The organism is Streptomyces sp. NRRL S-646, assembly GCF_000720765.1.
In the GTDB taxonomy this organism is placed as follows: Bacteria; Actinomycetota; Actinomycetes; order Streptomycetales; family Streptomycetaceae; genus Streptomyces.
Genome location: NZ_JODC01000005.1, coordinates 26,529 through 41,964, shown reverse-complemented (window position 1 = coordinate 41,964; position 15,436 = coordinate 26,529). Strand labels below are relative to the sequence as shown.

At 68.7% G+C, this 15,436-nt stretch carries 14 protein-coding genes; 6 read left to right on the top strand and 8 right to left on the bottom strand.

Annotated elements, in window-relative coordinates:
- Positions 1-49: 49 nt before the first annotated feature.
- The 4 genes from mmsA to IH68_RS0110020 all read left to right on the top strand — a co-directional run bounded on the left by mmsA (position 50) and on the right by IH68_RS0110020 (position 5,900).
- Positions 50-1,600 carry a multiple monosaccharide ABC transporter ATP-binding protein gene (gene mmsA / locus IH68_RS0110035; RefSeq protein ID WP_030931736.1) on the top strand — a complete coding sequence of 517 codons (1,551 nt, stop codon included), beginning with the start codon at positions 50-52 and terminating at the stop codon, positions 1,598-1,600.
- Positions 1,597-2,844 carry a multiple monosaccharide ABC transporter permease gene (gene mmsB / locus IH68_RS0110030; RefSeq protein WP_030931733.1) on the top strand — a complete coding sequence of 416 codons (1,248 nt, stop codon included), beginning with the start codon at positions 1,597-1,599 and terminating at the stop codon, positions 2,842-2,844. Before mmsA ends, mmsB begins: the two co-directional genes overlap by 4 nt.
- A 14-nt stretch (positions 2,845-2,858) precedes the next feature.
- Positions 2,859-3,959: an aldose epimerase family protein gene (locus tag IH68_RS0110025; protein WP_051833398.1), complete on the top strand. Its 1,101-nt coding sequence runs from the start codon at positions 2,859-2,861 to the stop codon at positions 3,957-3,959.
- 285 nt (positions 3,960-4,244) lie between these two features.
- Positions 4,245-5,900: a pyridoxal phosphate-dependent aminotransferase gene (locus tag IH68_RS0110020; protein WP_030931726.1), complete on the top strand. Its 1,656-nt coding sequence runs from the start codon at positions 4,245-4,247 to the stop codon at positions 5,898-5,900.
- Positions 5,901-5,996: 96 nt separating this feature from the next.
- Here IH68_RS0110020 and IH68_RS0110015 read toward each other — a convergent pair whose 3' ends face one another.
- The gene (locus IH68_RS0110015; protein WP_030931724.1) at positions 5,997-6,983 is read right to left on the bottom strand and encodes an arabinan endo-1,5-alpha-L-arabinosidase; all 987 of its coding nucleotides are present in this window, start codon (positions 6,981-6,983) and stop codon (positions 5,997-5,999) included.
- Between the two features lie 339 nt (positions 6,984-7,322).
- On the opposite strand from IH68_RS0110015, the gene IH68_RS0110010 reads away from it, so the two are divergent.
- Positions 7,323-9,215 carry a dynamin family protein gene (locus tag IH68_RS0110010; protein WP_030931721.1) on the top strand — a complete coding sequence of 631 codons (1,893 nt, stop codon included), beginning with the start codon at positions 7,323-7,325 and terminating at the stop codon, positions 9,213-9,215.
- Between the two features lie 5 nt (positions 9,216-9,220).
- Here IH68_RS0110010 and IH68_RS59730 read toward each other — a convergent pair whose 3' ends face one another.
- The 6 genes from IH68_RS59730 to IH68_RS0109975 all read right to left on the bottom strand — a co-directional run bounded on the left by IH68_RS59730 (position 9,221) and on the right by IH68_RS0109975 (position 14,254).
- Positions 9,221-9,736 (bottom strand): ATP-binding protein, encoded by a 516-nt coding sequence (locus IH68_RS59730; RefSeq protein WP_420718985.1) that lies wholly within the window; start codon positions 9,734-9,736, stop codon positions 9,221-9,223.
- On the bottom strand, positions 9,624-10,595 hold the full coding sequence (locus IH68_RS0110000; protein WP_030931717.1) for an ArsR/SmtB family transcription factor: 972 nt from the start codon (positions 10,593-10,595) through the stop codon (positions 9,624-9,626). Before IH68_RS0110000 ends, IH68_RS59730 begins: the two co-directional genes overlap by 113 nt.
- A 205-nt stretch (positions 10,596-10,800) precedes the next feature.
- The gene (locus IH68_RS0109995; RefSeq protein WP_159403662.1) at positions 10,801-12,132 is read right to left on the bottom strand and encodes a hypothetical protein; all 1,332 of its coding nucleotides are present in this window, start codon (positions 12,130-12,132) and stop codon (positions 10,801-10,803) included.
- Positions 12,133-12,232: 100 nt separating this feature from the next.
- Positions 12,233-12,883, bottom strand: a complete 651-nt coding sequence (locus tag IH68_RS0109990) for a DUF4360 domain-containing protein (protein WP_030931713.1) — start codon at positions 12,881-12,883, stop codon at positions 12,233-12,235.
- 352 nt (positions 12,884-13,235) lie between these two features.
- Positions 13,236-13,790 carry a TlpA family protein disulfide reductase gene (locus tag IH68_RS0109980; protein ID WP_030931711.1) on the bottom strand — a complete coding sequence of 185 codons (555 nt, stop codon included), beginning with the start codon at positions 13,788-13,790 and terminating at the stop codon, positions 13,236-13,238.
- On the bottom strand, positions 13,787-14,254 hold the full coding sequence (locus IH68_RS0109975; protein WP_051833333.1) for a hypothetical protein: 468 nt from the start codon (positions 14,252-14,254) through the stop codon (positions 13,787-13,789). The genes IH68_RS0109980 and IH68_RS0109975 overlap by 4 nt, the downstream gene beginning before the upstream one ends.
- 117 nt (positions 14,255-14,371) lie before the next feature.
- Here IH68_RS0109975 and IH68_RS0109970 point away from each other — a divergent pair, with 117 nt between their 5' ends.
- Positions 14,372-14,866 (top strand): DUF3515 family protein, encoded by a 495-nt coding sequence (locus IH68_RS0109970; RefSeq protein WP_030931707.1) that lies wholly within the window; start codon positions 14,372-14,374, stop codon positions 14,864-14,866.
- A gap of 31 nt (positions 14,867-14,897) precedes the next feature.
- On the opposite strand, the gene IH68_RS0109965 is transcribed toward IH68_RS0109970, so the two are convergent.
- Positions 14,898-15,356: an RrF2 family transcriptional regulator gene (locus IH68_RS0109965; RefSeq protein ID WP_030931705.1), complete on the bottom strand. Its 459-nt coding sequence runs from the start codon at positions 15,354-15,356 to the stop codon at positions 14,898-14,900.
- Positions 15,357-15,436 lie beyond the last annotated feature (80 nt).

Below are 15,436 nucleotides of genomic sequence, written 5' to 3'. Positions count from 1 at the left end.
GCATATCGACACTCAGACCGGCCATTCCTACGGATTGAAAGGGCACACCATGGCGGGACCCGTCCTGGAAATGCGCTCGATCGTCAAGACCTTTCCCGGGGTCAAAGCGCTGTCGGACGTCACGCTGACCGTCCGTCAGGGCGAGGTCCATGCCATCTGCGGTGAGAACGGCGCCGGGAAGTCCACCTTGATGAAGGTGCTTTCCGGCGTCCATCCGCACGGCACGTACGAGGGCGACATCCTCTTCGAGGGTGAGACCTGCGAGTTCAAGGACATCCGGGCGAGCGAGCAGCGCGGCATCGTGATCATCCATCAGGAGCTGGCGCTGGTGCCGTTCCTGTCGATCGCGGAGAACATCTTCCTCGGCAACGAACACGCCTCGGGCGGGTTCATCAACTGGAACGAGACGCTCAAGCACGCCACGGAGCTGCTGCGCCGGGTGGGTCTGAGCGACCACCCGGAGACCCGGATCGCCGACATCGGCGTGGGCAAGCAGCAGCTGGTGGAGATCGCGAAGGCGCTGTCCAAGAAGGTGAAGCTGCTCATCCTCGACGAGCCGACCGCGGCTCTGAACGACGAGGACAGCGGCAAACTCCTGGATCTCATGCTGGAGTTGAAGAAGCAGGGCATCACCTCGATCATCATCTCCCACAAGCTGAACGAGATCCGGCGGGTCGCCGACTCGGTGACGATCATCCGCGACGGCAGGTCCATCGAGACCCTCGATGTGAAGTCCGCGGAGACCACCGAGGACCGCATCATCTCCGGCATGGTCGGACGCGACCTCGACCACCGCTTCCCCGAACGCACCGCGTACGAGGGCGAGCTGGAGGCGGCACCCGCGCTGGAGATCCGCAACTGGACGGTGCACCACCCGATCGACCAGCAGCGCAAGGTGGTCGACGACGTGTCGATCAACGTGCGGCGCGGGGAGATCGTCGGCATCGCGGGTCTGATGGGCGCGGGCCGCACGGAGCTGGCCATGAGCGTCTTCGGGCGCAGCTACGGCCGGCACGCGGGCGGCACGGTCCTCAAGGACGGCAAGGAGATCCGTACGAAGACCGTCGCGGAGGCGGTCGAGCACGGCATCGCGTACGTCACCGAGGACCGCAAGCACTACGGCCTCAACCTCATCGACAACATCAACCGGAACATCTCGCTGACCGCCCTGGGCAAGGTCGCGAAGCGCGGTGTGGTCGACGAGCACGAGGAGCGCAAGGTCTCCGAGCGCTTCCGCAAGTCCATGAACATCAAGGCACCGACGGTCTTCGAGACGGTGGGCCGGCTCTCCGGCGGCAACCAGCAGAAGGTCGTCCTCAGCAAGTGGATCTTCGCGGGTCCCGAGGTGCTGATCCTGGACGAGCCGACCCGCGGCATCGACGTGGGCGCCAAGTACGAGATCTACACGGTCATCGACCAGCTGGCCGCCGAGGGCAAGGCGGTCGTCTTCATCTCCTCCGAGCTGCCGGAGCTGCTCGGTATGTGCGACCGCATCTACACCATGGCCGCCGGGCGGCTCACGGGTGAGGTCCCGCGGGCCGAGGCCACGCAGGAAGTGCTGATGCGCCAGATGACGAAGGACAAAGAGGTAACCCGATGAGCACGGATGTGACGGACAAGGTCCCGGCCTCGGCGCCGCCCGGGAAGAGCGGGGGGTCGGCCTCCGGCGAGAACCTGCTGCAGCTGATGCTGGGCGGTCTGCGCCGCAACATGCGGCAGTACGGCATGCTGATCGCGCTCGGCCTGATCGTGGTGCTGTTCCAGGTGTGGACCGGCGGCAACCTGCTGCTGCCGCGCAATGTCTCCAACCTGGTACTGCAGAACAGCTACATCCTGATCCTCGCGATCGGCATGATGCTGGTGATCATCGCGGGTCACATCGATCTGTCGGTCGGTTCGCTGACCGCCTTCGTGGGCGCGTTCGCGGCCGTGCTGACCGTGCAGCACGGGGTGGCGTGGCCGGTCGCGCTGGTGCTGTGTCTGGTGGTGGGGGCGGCCGCGGGTGCGGTGCAAGGGTTCCTGATCGCGTATTTCGGCATACCGTCGTTCATCGTGACCCTCGCGGGCATGCTGCTCTTCCGCGGTCTGACGGAGATCTTCCTGCAGGGCCAGACCCTCGGCCCGTTCCCGAACGGTCTGCAGAAGCTCGGCAACGGCTTCCTGCCAGAGGTCGGCCCGAACACCAACTACCACAACCTCACGCTGCTGCTGGGCTTCGTCCTGCTGGCCTTCGCGGTCTACCAGGAGGTGCGGGACCGCAAGCGCGAGCAGGAGTTCTCGCTGGACGTGCTGCCGCGCAACGCGTTCATCCTGAAGCTGGTCGCCATCGCGGCGGCGGTCCTCGCGGTCACGATGCTGCTTGCCAGCTACCAGGGCGCGCCGATCATCCTGATCGTCCTCGGTGTGCTGGTGGTCGGCTACGGCTATGTCATGCGCAACGCGGTCTTCGGCCGGCACATCTACGCGATCGGCGGCAACCTGCCGGCGGCGAAGCTGTCCGGCGTCAAGGACAAGAAGGTCACCTTCCTTGTCTTCCTGAACATGGGCGTGCTCGCGGCCCTGGCGGGTCTGGTGGTCGCCGCCCGTCTGAACGCGGCCTCTCCGAAGGCGGGCCTGAACTTCGAACTTGAGGCGATCGCCTCGTCGTTCATCGGTGGCGCGTCCATGAGCGGCGGTGTGGGTACCGTCCTCGGCGCGATCATCGGTGGTCTCGTCCTCGGTGTGCTGAACAACGGCATGAACCTCCTCAGCGTCGGCACCGACTGGCAGCAGGTCATCAAGGGCCTCGCCCTGCTGGCCGCGGTCGGGTTCGACGTGTGGAACAAGCGCAAGTCCGGCTCGTAGACCGGAGTGACCGGATCGGGCCCCGCCGTGAGGCGGGGCCCTTCCCATGGGAGGGAGAGACAGAACCGGTGAAATCGCTCTTCGGCAAGCTCGCCGACGGCACCAAGGTCCACCGCTGGTCGCTGGAGAACGGCGGCACCCGGCTGCAGGTCCTCGACTGGGGCGGTGTCGTCCAGGGTCTGGAGATCCCGGACCGCAAGGGCCGCTACGCCAACGTCTCCCTCGGCTTCGACAACATCGACGACTACGTCGCCAGGACCCCGTACTTCGGCGCCCTGATCGGCCGCTACGGCAACCGCATGGCCGAGGGCCGGTTCACCCTCGACGGCGAGACCTACCAGCTGTCCGTGAACGACGGCGTCAACAGCCTGCACGGCGGAACGCAGGGCTTCGACAAGCACATCTGGGACGTCGAGCCGTTCGCCGAGGGCTCCGACGTCGGCCTGGTGCTGCACCGCACCAGCGTCGACGGCGAGATGGGTTACCCCGGCACCCTCAAGGCGAAGGTGACGTACACGCTCACCAGGCACGGCGACTGGATCATCGACTACGAGGCCACCACCGACAAGGCCACGGTCGTCAACCTCACCAGCCACGTCTACTGGAACCTGGCCGGCGAGGGCAGCGGCACCATCGAGGACCACGAGCTCACGATCGAGGCGTCCCGCTACACGCCCACCGACACGGGCCTGATCCCCACCGGGGAACTGGCGACGGTCGCCGGCACCCCCTTCGACTTCCGCAGGACCAAGGCGATCGGCCGCGACATCCGCGACGGCCACGTCCAGCAGGTGCAGGCCAAGGGCTACGACCACAACTGGGTCCTGGACAAGGGCATCACGTCCAAGCCCGAGCACGTCGCCACCCTGCGCGACCCGCGCTCCGGCCGCACCCTGAAAATCGCCACCGACCAGCCGGGCCTGCAGTTCTACTCCGGCAACTTCCTCGACGGCACCCTGACCGGCACCGGCGGCCGCAGCTACCGCCAGGGGGACGCCCTGTGCCTGGAGACCCAGCACTTCCCGGACTCGCCGAACCAGGCGAACTTCCCGTCGACGGTGCTGCGGCCGGGACAGACGTATCGCACCAGGACGGTGCATACGTTCAGCGCCTAGCGCTCCGCTGGTCAGACCGTGGGGAGCTGCGGGCCGGTTGTGGCTGGTCGCGCCCACGCGGCGGAGCCGCACATCGACCGCAGCCCCGCGCCCCTTCAGGGGCGCGAACGGCGCCCGGGACGTGGGAAGTGCGGGCTTGGTTCCCGAAGTCACACCTCTTTCACACGCGTTGAACAACGCCACCCCTGACCCCGTATCTAAGGGCGGCCCGTGCTCCCCCGCGCGGGCCACCCAAACGCGACGGGCCCGGTCGTCCCTGCCGGGCCCGCCCCATACGGAGGTTCCATGGCCGACAACGTCACCTCGCTGTTCCGCAGCAACGCGGCACACAGCCCGTCGATGGCGGCGTTGACACGGCAGGGCGGCGACGGGACCGGCCCCGTGGACTTCTGCATCCCCTGCAACCCGTACTTCCCCACCCCGGCGATGTTCGACGACATGTCCGCCCGGCTGCGCGACATCGTCACGTACTACCCGAGCAGCGCCGACACGATCACCGCCGAGCTGTGCAACCTGCTGCAGCTTCCGCCGCAGTGCGTGGCGATGGGCAACGGCTCGACCGAACTGATCACCTGGATCGACCACCTGATGGTCCGAGAGTCCCTCGCCATCCCCGTCCCCACCTTCGGCCGCTGGACCGACCAGCCGATGGAGACCGGCAAGCGGGTCGACATGTTCCCGCTGCAGGAGTCCAGCGGCTTCGCCCTGGACCTCGCCAAGTACGCCGAGTTCATCCGGGCCCGCGGTACCCGGGTCGCCGTCATCTGCAACCCGAACAACCCCGATGGCGGCTTCCTGCACAAGCAGGCCCTCGTGCAGTTCATGGACGCGATGGCCGACCTGGACCTGATCGTCATCGACGAGTCGTTCCTCGAGTTCGCGGACGCCGAGGCCGAACCGTCGGTCGTCCAGGAGGCGATGATCCGCCCGAACGTCGTCGTGCTACGCAGCCTCGGCAAGAACTTCGGCCTGCACGGCATACGTTTCGGCTACCTGGTCGCCAACCCGGCCCTGGCCGGCCGCGTCCGCTCCATGCTCCCGAAGTGGAACCTCAACTCCTTCGCCGAGTACGTGGTGTTCATGCTCAAGGAGCACGGCGCCGAGTACGCGCAGAGCCTCCACCAGGTGCGTCGCGACCGCCTGGACATGGCCAGCCAGCTCTCGGCACTCCCCGGCCTCACGGTCTACCCCTCCCAGGGCAATTTCCTCTTCGTACGCCTCCCCGTGGGCGCCGAAGGCACCGTGGTCCGGGACCGGATGCTCACCGAGCACCGGATCCTGGTCCGCGAGTGCGGCAACAAGATCGGTTCGTCCAGCCGCTTCCTGCGACTCGTGGTGCGCCCCCAGGTGGATGTGCGTCGCCTGGTGTCCGGCCTGGAACAGGTGCTCTACGGGACCAGGAGGGGAGCCGCCGTACCCGAGCTGAGCACCGGGACCAGCTACAGCTCGGGTACGGCGGCCGTGGACCGCCTGGTCAGCGCCACCAACGGGGCGGGCGCCCCGCTCGCGGCGATGGCCGCCGACGGTTCGGTCGCGGGGGGCGGGATGCCGATGCCCATGCCCATGCCCATGCCCATGCCGATGTCGATGTCGATGCCGGCGGCGGCGCAGGCCCCGATGCCCACGGCGGCCCAGGCGGCCCCGCAGCCGGTCGGCTTCCCGGCCCAGGCACCGATGCAGCCCACCCCGGCCCCCATGCAGCAGCCGGTGCCGGCTCCAGTACCGGCCCCGACGCCGATGCCCACCCCGGTGCCCACCCCGGTGCCCGCTCCGGCCCCCGGCCCGACCCCACCCGGCGTCCCGGCCCGCGGCGGCCTGACGGCGGCCCAGGTACGGGGCACCACCGGCCCGGTCCCCCCGGGCCTCACCCCGGCCCCGGCGACCGGCTGGCCGAACGCCCAGAGCTGGCCGAACGCGGCGGGCATGGGCCAAGCCGGCTGATCGCCACAGAGGTGCTGCGCGGCAGCCGGGTGCGAGTTCGTCGTGGCTGATCGCGCAGTTCCCCGCGCCCCTGAAGGCGCGTGGCCCGACCCGGCGTCAATATGCGACCGGCCAACCCGTGCTCCAGCTCAGCAAGTTGATGCCCAGCTTGGGCGTGCCGTTGTCGTTGCCGTCGTAGTAGTGGTAGACGATCAGGTCACCGTCGGTGTCGTTCATGATGGACTGACCGCCAGGGCCGATGACGCTGCCGTGGGACTCCAGCACGGGCGTCCCGCCGTTGTTGGTCATCGCGACGCCGCTCTTGTCGTAGTACGGCCCGGTGACACTGGTGGCACGCCCGACCTTCACCTTGTACGTCGAACTGGTGCCCTGGCAGCAGACGTCGTACGAGGCGAAGAGGTAGTAGTAGCCGTTCCGCTTCACGATGTACGGCGCCTCGACGGCCTTGGTCCCGGTGGGGCGGGAGGCGATCGAGTACCGGGTGGTGTTGGAGCTGAGCTGCTTCCCGGTGGACGGGTTGATCTGGATCATCTTGATGCCCGTCCACCAGCTCCCGAAGGACAGCCACCACTTGCCGTCGCTGTCGACGAACAGGGTCGGGTCGATGGCGTTGTAGTCGCTGGCGGAGCTGGACGTGTAGACGATGCCCTGGTCGGTCCAGCTGCCCGGCTGTCCGGTGGTGGAGGTGGCAAGGCCGATGGCCGAGGTGTTCGAGCCGAACTTCGAGACGGCGTAGTACAGCAGGTACTTGCCGCCGTGGTTCGAGATGTCGGGGGCCCAGGCCTCCGGCACGGAGGAGTAGTTGCTCCACCAGCTCGGCCTGCTGGAAAAGGCGTCGCCGCCCGCGCTGAAGGCGATGCGGTCACTGGACTTCTTGTTGGCGAGCCCGCCACCGGTGGCGTAGAGCAGGTACTGCCCGGACGAGGTGCGGATCATCGTCGGGTCGTGGACGACCGTGGAGCCGGTGACCGTGCCGGGATTGGGGTACGCCGACGCCGTGCCCGGGACCAGGGCGAGCAGGACGGCGGCGGGGAGGGCGAGGAGTGCGGTTCTGCGGCGAGGAGTGCGAGAGGTGCGGCTCACGCTGACGCTCCTTGAGGTGGGGGGAGGTTCGAGATGTCGATCGCCGATCAGAGCTTCGGACGGGACCGTAGAATCGAACCCCTTGCGCGTCAATGGCCCGCACTCGAACCGGGCGTCTCTCAGGTGTGAGAGTTCCAGGGAGCCAACCCCGTTCCCCGGTCGGGCGGCGGCCCGTGGGGTACAAGTTGGCTCATGATGCCGTTGGAAGAAGCACGGGTTGAGCTGAGACACCTCTTAGGCCGCTGTGAGGACTGGCTGGGCACAGTTGGCGAAGCCTCGGACATCCTTCCGGGGGCCGCGACCGACGACCTGGACTCGGCCGTCGAGTTGATCCGGGCCATGCGGACCCGCGCCCTGTCGACCATGCTCAAGGTGGCGCTGCTGGGACGGCAGTCCTCGGGAAAGAGCTTCCTGATCAGCGGGCTCCAAGGCCACCTGGAGTACATCACCATCATCGACGAGGACGGCGAGCCGTCGGACGAATACCTCGGCCTCCTGCCATCGTCGGCAAGCCCGACCACCGCCTGCCCCTCGACGGTCATCCCCGTGGGTGACGATCCCTCGGTCGACGCGACCGGCCGGGGGCTGCTGCGGGTGAAGTTCAAGGGCATCGGCGACTGGGTGGAGATCGGCACGAATCTGCACCGCGCCGAAGTGGCCGGCTACGTGGCGGCGGACGGCAACATCACAGACCGCCGCCCCGAGCACATCAACCATCGTGTCGAGCGGATCGAGCTGCTCATCTCCCGGGCCCGTCTGCCGATCGAGCTCTTCGACCTGCCCGGCTCGGAGTCCGAGGACGAAGAACGCGACGAGATCTTGTACGAGGCCTGGAAGGAGGCTGACTGCTTCATCTACGTGAGCCAGGCCACCGAGGCCCTCACCGCCAACGAACTGCGCCTCATCCGGGACCTGTACGCCCACGCCGCACCGGCGCACAAGCGGGTTCTGTGGGTCCTCTCCGGGATCGACCGGGCCGCACAGCGCGAACACAACCAGGCTGCCTGGAAGAACGTACTGGCCACCAACAACCAGTATCTGCACGAGCGTTACCTCAGATCCGAAGAGTTCATCGGAGAGGGTTTCCTCCCTGTCTCGGCGGCGTTGGAGGCCAAGGCCGAGTACGAGGAGGAGAACGGGAGAGACGGAAGCACGCTCCGACGACGCAGCCACATGGCCGAGCTGCGCGAACGCCTCCAGGAGCTGCTGGAATCCGGCGCCGGGCACAAGCACCTCCGACAGGTCGGCGAAGAGGCGGGCTGGCTCATCCGGCGCAGACGGCGTGCCATCGCGGACATTCTCGGTGCACACCGCATGACCGTGGGCAACCTGGAGACGGAGCGAGACGCCCTCCACAACCGTCTGGAGGGCATGGACGACTCCCTCGCACGGATAAGGGCCGAACTGACCGACGAACTGCACCGCAGGATCCGTACCGCTCAACGGCCGTTCAGTGGCCTGGCAGACGAACTGCACGGGGGCCTGGACGAGTTGATCGACTCCGGCAACCTGAGCGCCGAGCACGCCAACGAGGTCGACGTCCGCCATGTCCAGGTCTTCAACGAGTGGATGACCGCTCCGGAAGGACCCGGCACGCTCTGGGAGCGCGAACGCGAGGCATTCGACGCCAGCGCCCGGCTGATCCTTCGCTCGGAGCTCGGTGAGGACAGCGGATCCCAGCTGGTCACGCCCGAGCCGTTCAACCCCGAGGCCCTCTCGGCACAAACGGACGGGACTCGCCCCTGGACGGCGTACGGCATGGTCCAGACCGCGGCGAACACTCTCGGTGTCGCCAGCCCCATCGCCGGCGGAGCGGTCTGGCTGACGACCAGTCTCAGTCTCGCCACCATCGCGGTCCCGGTGGGAGCGGCCATCCTCGCCGCCATCGGCATCGCCAGGATCACGGACGTCCTCAAGGAGCGGGAGTCCAAGGTCCAGCAAGCCCGCCAGGAGCGCAAGTCCATGATCGACGAGCAGGCGAAGCAGGCTCGTATCGGCTTCGAGGAGATGGTACGAAGCGAGGGACGGCACCTGATCGACGCCGCCGAGGAGCTCCACCAGCGCCAGCGGGCCCGTCTGCGCGCAACGCTTGACGAACTGGTGCACCGCATCAACGCGGAGGACACGACGAGGAGTCGCGCGATCGTCGAGCGCCTGACGCCGGTCGACGAAGCGGGCCAGGCCATCTCCACCGGCCTCCAGGACCTACTCGACCGCAGCAGGGCGGACTGACGGTTTCACCGTAGGACCGAGCCCATGGACAGGGACAGCCATCCCGGCAGATCGACCTCGGCGCGGACGGTCTTGCCGGGTGGCTGCAAGCAATCCAGTACCTCCCATCGGTCGGCGAGCGCGTCCACGAGGAGGAGTCCGCGGCCGGTCTCGTCGAGGAGGTTCGTGGCTGGTAGTGCGCATGGGTACCGCTCGGCACGGGTGTCAGTGACCTCGATACGGATGCTGCCCGTGACGAGCGACAGCCGCAGCTCGAAATCCCGCCCGGGCACACGGCCGTGGGTGACGGCGTTGGCGGCGACCAGGGCCACGGTGTCGGAGGGGGCTGTTTCCCGCCGCGGGGACGGTGGAGGTGGACGGGTGGCCCCTGTTCGGCGCCGTGTTGCCCCTGGGGCCGCCGGACGGACCCTAGGCGCGCCCGTCCAGGAGAGCCAGCCCCAACGGCGTGACCGTATGCAGCACCGCCCTGCCCGTCCGGCACGTGGTGAGGAGTCCCGCCTTGCGCAGAACTCCGACGTGATGGCTGGCGGTGGCAGCGGCCACGCCCGTGCCGTGGGCGAGTTCGGTCGTCGTCACGCCGCCGTCGGCCACCGTCTCCAGGATCTCCGCACGGGTGCGGCCGAGGAGGGCGTTCAGGGAGCGCAGGCCGGGTGCGGTGCTCAACGCGGTCTCGTGCGCCATGGGGTAGACGACGACGTAGGGAAGCGTCGGATCCTTGAGCAGCGTGGGGTGGCGCCAGCAGAAGTACGAGGGCAGCACGAGGAGTCCGCGGCCGTCGAGGTGGACGTCGCGGTCGATGCCCAGGCCGGTGATCTCCAGGACCGGCCGGCGCCAGGCGATTCCTGCGTGCAGGGTGTTGAGCAGTCCGCCGAGACCGCCGTCGGCCAAGTAGCGGGTGTGCGTGGCGCGTTCGGCGTCGAAGCGGGTGCGGACGCGGTTCCACCAGGGTGCCAGCGCGGTCGCGAAGTAGTGCCGGTGAAGGCGTCCGAGGTGCGTGACGGCGCCCTTGTCGCCATCGGCGAGAAGCCGGGCCCAGGAGGGCAACCGGCGTCCGGCGCGGGCCAGTTCGTCCAGATCGTGCCCGAGCCGCTGCCGTGGCGTGGACAGCAGGGCACCGATACCGGCGTCCAGGCCGCCCGCGCCCGCCGCCGGTGTGAGGAAGTCCGCCGAGTAGCCGACGGGTGGCGCGAGCCTGAGCAACTCACCTGTTGGACGGGTCAGTTGGTGGCGCACGACGTTCCGCCAACTGCCGAAGACGAGGGAAGCGGTGTCGGTCTGCAGCATGTGCATGCTGAGCAGCGCTTCCCACATGGGGTCAGGCGCCTGCGCGAGTCTGATCTGAGCAAGGTCGTCGTCGGTGAAGTGAATACGTACCGCCATGCCTCACATGCTCGGCGGTCCCCGGCCGCTTGCCATCCTCAGAAGTCATGGGGTCACACGGCCAGGTGGCCGGGTCACCCGGAGCCGGGGCTGCCTGCGCGGGTGCGGTGGCCGCGACCATGGCGGCGCTGCCGACGAGTGCGGCCTGCTGCCGAGGCGACCAGGCACGCACGTCCCTTCGAACTGGATCGAATCACTGGCCACATCACGAAGTGGCCGGATACACGAACAGCTCGTCCTTCCAGCCGTCCACTTTCTCCAGGGCAAGACCTGCCGAGCCGTTCACCAGGACCGGAGCGATTCCGGGGCTGGTGGGCAGGTCCTTGCCCGTGCGGGCGTCCAGGGCGACCGGGGCGTCCTCGGCAGTGCCGTAGACGCGGCCGTGCCAGGCCGTGGTGACCTCGGGGGCGACGCGGTCGGCCTGCTTGTCGGGGAGCTGCCACAGCGTCTTGCCGGTGGTGGCGTCGAGGCCAAAGGCGACCGGCACGTCCGTGTCGTCGCCGGTGCCGTGGCAGACGAGCGTGCTCTTCTCGTCGTACACGCAGGTGCCCTTGGCGAGCCCCGCGGGGAGGCGCTGCTTGGTCTTGCCGGTGGTGGCGTCGAGGAGGTGGAGGTAGTTCGTGGCGCTGTCATAGCCCTGGCCCTGGAGGAGGACGTAGTTCGGGCCCGCGGTGGACAGCTTCGGGGTGTTCTCGACCATATGTTCGCCCTGCCAGCGGCGCTTGCCGGTGGCCACCTCGTAGCCGGCGGCGTGCAGTTCGGTCGTACCCGCACTGAAGCCGACGGCCGTGCCCGAGGCGACTCCCGTGGTCCTGAAGTCGTCGTGGACCCAGACCTGGCGGCGGGCCGTCAGGTCGACGCCGTACGTCACGGCGTAGAAGTTCTTGTCGGAAACCGTCACGACGGCGATGTTCCCGTCGGCGCCGACGGCCGTCGCGGTCAGGCCGCTGTCCGGGTCGTCGGCCCACTCGGGCAGCCGCAGGGTCAGCCGCGACCGCACTTTGGCGGTGTCGGGGTCACTGACGGCGATTTCTACCGCCATGTGGTCGGCCTGAGTTCCCGTGCCGGACTGCTCGATCAGGAACGGGGTCACCAGGGCCGGTGTGCCGCCGACGGTGATCACCGCGGGTGCCCCGGCCTTGTGGCTGACACCGGCACTCTCGGCCATGGCCTTGCCCTCGGGCTCAATGGTCGCCGTGACGTGGCCGTTGGCGGTGTCGACCGCCTGGACGTGATCGAACGCGCCGACGTACGCCGTGCTCCCGTGAAGGGTGACCGAGGGCGGTCTGATGAACACGCCGTCAAACATGTCCTCGGTCAGCCCGTCGGGCATCAGGGCGCCCTTCGTCGCGAACTTCGCCGGCGGATCGTGGACGGGCCGCGACGCTACGGCCGACTTGCTCGCGGCGGCCGCCGGGGTGCCGTCGGCCGCCTCGGAGCCCTCGCCCGAGCCGCAGGCCGTCAGCGTGACGCCGGCGAGCACTGCGGCCACGAGCAGCAAGTCCCTTGAGCGCAGGGCGGTATGAGAGCTTCGCATTTTTGGTATCCCCCGTTGATCTCGATCCCAACGGTGATCACCTTAGTGCGCGGCTCCGACAACGCCCCTTGCTCCCTTGCCCCTTTGCACCCTTACCGCGTCACTTGCCCGGGCACTCCTTCCACGCCATGTGGTACGTGGTGCTGATGTTCCCGTCGGTCGAGTCCATGGTCATGAAGCTGACCTTGCCCGGGTTCGCGGTCCCCGCGTTCACTCTCAGCTCGGTGTTGATGTTGAAGTTGCGGAGAACTCCGCAGGGAGCCCAGACCAGTTGGGCCACGTCCGTGCTGTCGGTGGCCTGCCAGTCGTCGTTGTACGAGCCGTTGAACGGGTGGGTCTTGGGCACAGTGGTCGAGGAGCCCTGGAAGTAGTACGAGGCTTTCTGCGTCGCGGACGCCCCCGGCTGGAGCGAGAGGAAGCCCCGGTAGTCGGCACTGGCGATGGCGTAGGTGAAGCCCTGCGGGACGTGCACGATCAGGTTGAGCTGGCAGTTCTTGCGGAAGGCCGTGGGGTCGGAGTTGCCTCCGGCCTGGGCGAGGTACTGGCTGTAGGTGACCGTGAAGGCCGTGTTGTCCGGGGAGACGGCGACGGCCGCCGAGCCCTGGGGGCAGCCGGAGCCGTTCACGGTCGCCACGTCGATGACGATCTTGTCCGGGGGCGGGTTGTCGACGACGGGGGACGAGGCCGGTGCGGGCAGTGCGGCGGTGAGCAGAGCGGCTACGGCGCCGCTCAGCAGGAGTCCACCAGGCATGGTTTCTCCGGTTCTGTGAGTGGGGGGTGGCACACCCCGGCGCCCCTCAAGGACCGACCCCGAGAACACTTTGAAGAAACCGTGGGGATCCTGTGAAGGTGCGAGGCGATCGAATCGTAGGGAGGCCCCTACGAACCGGCCAGGGCGAACTCAAGCCATTCACAGGTGGGGATTTCACATGCGGCAGACAGAACGCAGAACGCCGCCCACCGGCCGGGCCGGTAGGCGGCGTACACGTGTCACTTCCTGAGGTGGCGCCGGCCGAAGTAGAGCATCCCCGACACTCCCGCGGCGGCGCCGACGCCGCACAGCGCCGCGACCGCCGCTGCTTCCCTCTCTGCAAAGACTGCGATCACAGCAACGGCTCTATGAGCTTCGCAAGCCGTGCTTCCGTCACCGCTCCCATCCGCACCGCCGCCACCTTCCCGGACGAGTCGACGACGATCGTGAACGGCAGCCCCTGTGTGGTCACCACGCCCCGCGGCAGCCTCAGGAACTGCTTGCCCGAAGGGTCGTGCAGGGAGGGGTAGTCCAGCCGGTACTGCTTCTGGAATGCGAGACCGGCGCCCCGGCCGGCGTCGTTGTCGAGACCCAGTACGCGCAGCCCGCGGGCGCCGTACCTCTTCTGGATCTTCTTGAGCTCGGGCGCCTCCGCCCGGCAGGGACCGCAGTACGAGGCCCATGCGTTGATCAGGACGACCTTGCCCCGGTAGTCGGACAGGCTGACCGTGCCACCCTCCAGCGAAGGCCCGGAAAGGTCCGGAACAGCGGGACGCTCGCCCTCCTTCCAGGTCCTGATCAGCGGATCCCCGGGACTGGCGTCACTGATCGGCGCCGGGGACGAGCAGCCGGCGAGGACCGCCGCACAGGCCGCCACCACCACGCACATGCGTCGAGTCTTCGTCATCGGCCGGCCAGTCCCCCGTGCAGTTCGTCCGTCCCCGCCCCGCTGAGCACGACCTCCAGGCTCCCCGACCGCCAGACGCACAGCACCCACGCGGCGGGCAGCTGGAGCGTGTACAGCGCGACGATCGCCATGACGAACGCCCAGTCCGCCGGCGCGACCTCGCCCTCGGCCCACGCCCAGACCCCCGAGCAGAGCAACAGCGCCGCCAGGTAGACGGACCCGTCGACCAGCGTCACGCGCCAGCGCGGCAGGGGCGCCAGCAGACGCCTGGCCAGCACCAGGGAGACGGTCGCGGCGCAAACGAAGACCGCGTGCCACGGGTTCTTCCACCAGAAGTCGGCCCAGCCCCCGACACTGCCGCCGGGAGCGGCCTGCCAGGCCAGGTCCACCCCGGCTCCGACCAGCCAGGACAGGACAACGACGGTGAGCGCGTACGAAACAGCGCCCCGCCAAGTGACAGTCACGTCACTCCCCCTTTCACCGGCGGGCCCCAACTGCGGCCCACCACACGATCATTGTGCTCCCCGGCCCTGCGGGGCCCGGATCCGGGGGCAGCGGCCAACCGTCCTAACGTTCTGTCCATGCCGTCGATACGTCTGCGCCCGACCCGACTCACCCTGGCCGCGGGCGCATGCGTCCTCGCCGCCGGCGCAGCCCTCGCCGCCTCCGGCTTCGCCTGCACCGACGCCGACGCCGGCATACGCCCCGCCAGGTTCTCCGGCGCACCGCACTGCCACCGCATCGCCGACAGCGCCCCGGCGTCCCTGGGCGGCCTGTCCCGCCGCGACAGCAGCCTTCCCGGAATCGCCGTCTGGGGGGACCGGGACATCGTGCTGCGCTGCGGCGTCACACCGCCGGGAGTCACCGGTGACCCGTGCTTCGCGGTCGACGGCGTGGACTGGGTCATGGACCTGGCGCAGTCCACCGACACCAGAAAGGTGATCGTCACCTACGGCCGCAATCCGGCGACCCAGGTCGTCTTCGACGGCTCGAGCCGGACCGACGCGGCCCTGATCGACCTCTCCCGGACCGTCGCCTCCGTCAGGCAGACGTCCCACTGCATCAAGCGCAACTGACCTTCCGGCCTGCTGCCGGCCTTCCTGCCCGCTACGGGTTCTCCCAGGCCGCCGGCTCCGCCGCGAGCTCCCGTACCGGCTCCGGCAGGGCGTCCGCCGCGATGTCCGCGATGGTGACGCCCTCCAGGATGCGGCGGACGTTGGCCCGCAGCGCGACCCACAGCGGCAGCAGCGGCTGCGCGGACCCCGTGTACTCCAGGCCCGTGGGCCGCTCCCCGCGCACGGACACGATCGGGCCGTCGACCGCCCGGATCACATCCGCGACCGTGATCGTCGCGGCCTCGCGGGCCAGCCGGTAGCCGCCGCCTCCCCCGCGCCGACTGTCGACGATGCCGCCGCGCCGCAAATCCCCGAGGATCCCCTCCAGGAACTTGTGCGGGATCTCCTGCGTGGCGGCGATGGCCTCCGCCTTCACGGGCCCGTCGTCCTGCCGGACCGCAAGTTCAAGAACCGCCCGTACCGCGTAATCCGCCCGTGCCGAGATCCTCATACGACCATTGTGCTGGGTGCGGCCGTACACAATGACCTCGCACAATGACCTCACACGCGCCGCCGACCGGACGGCCCGAC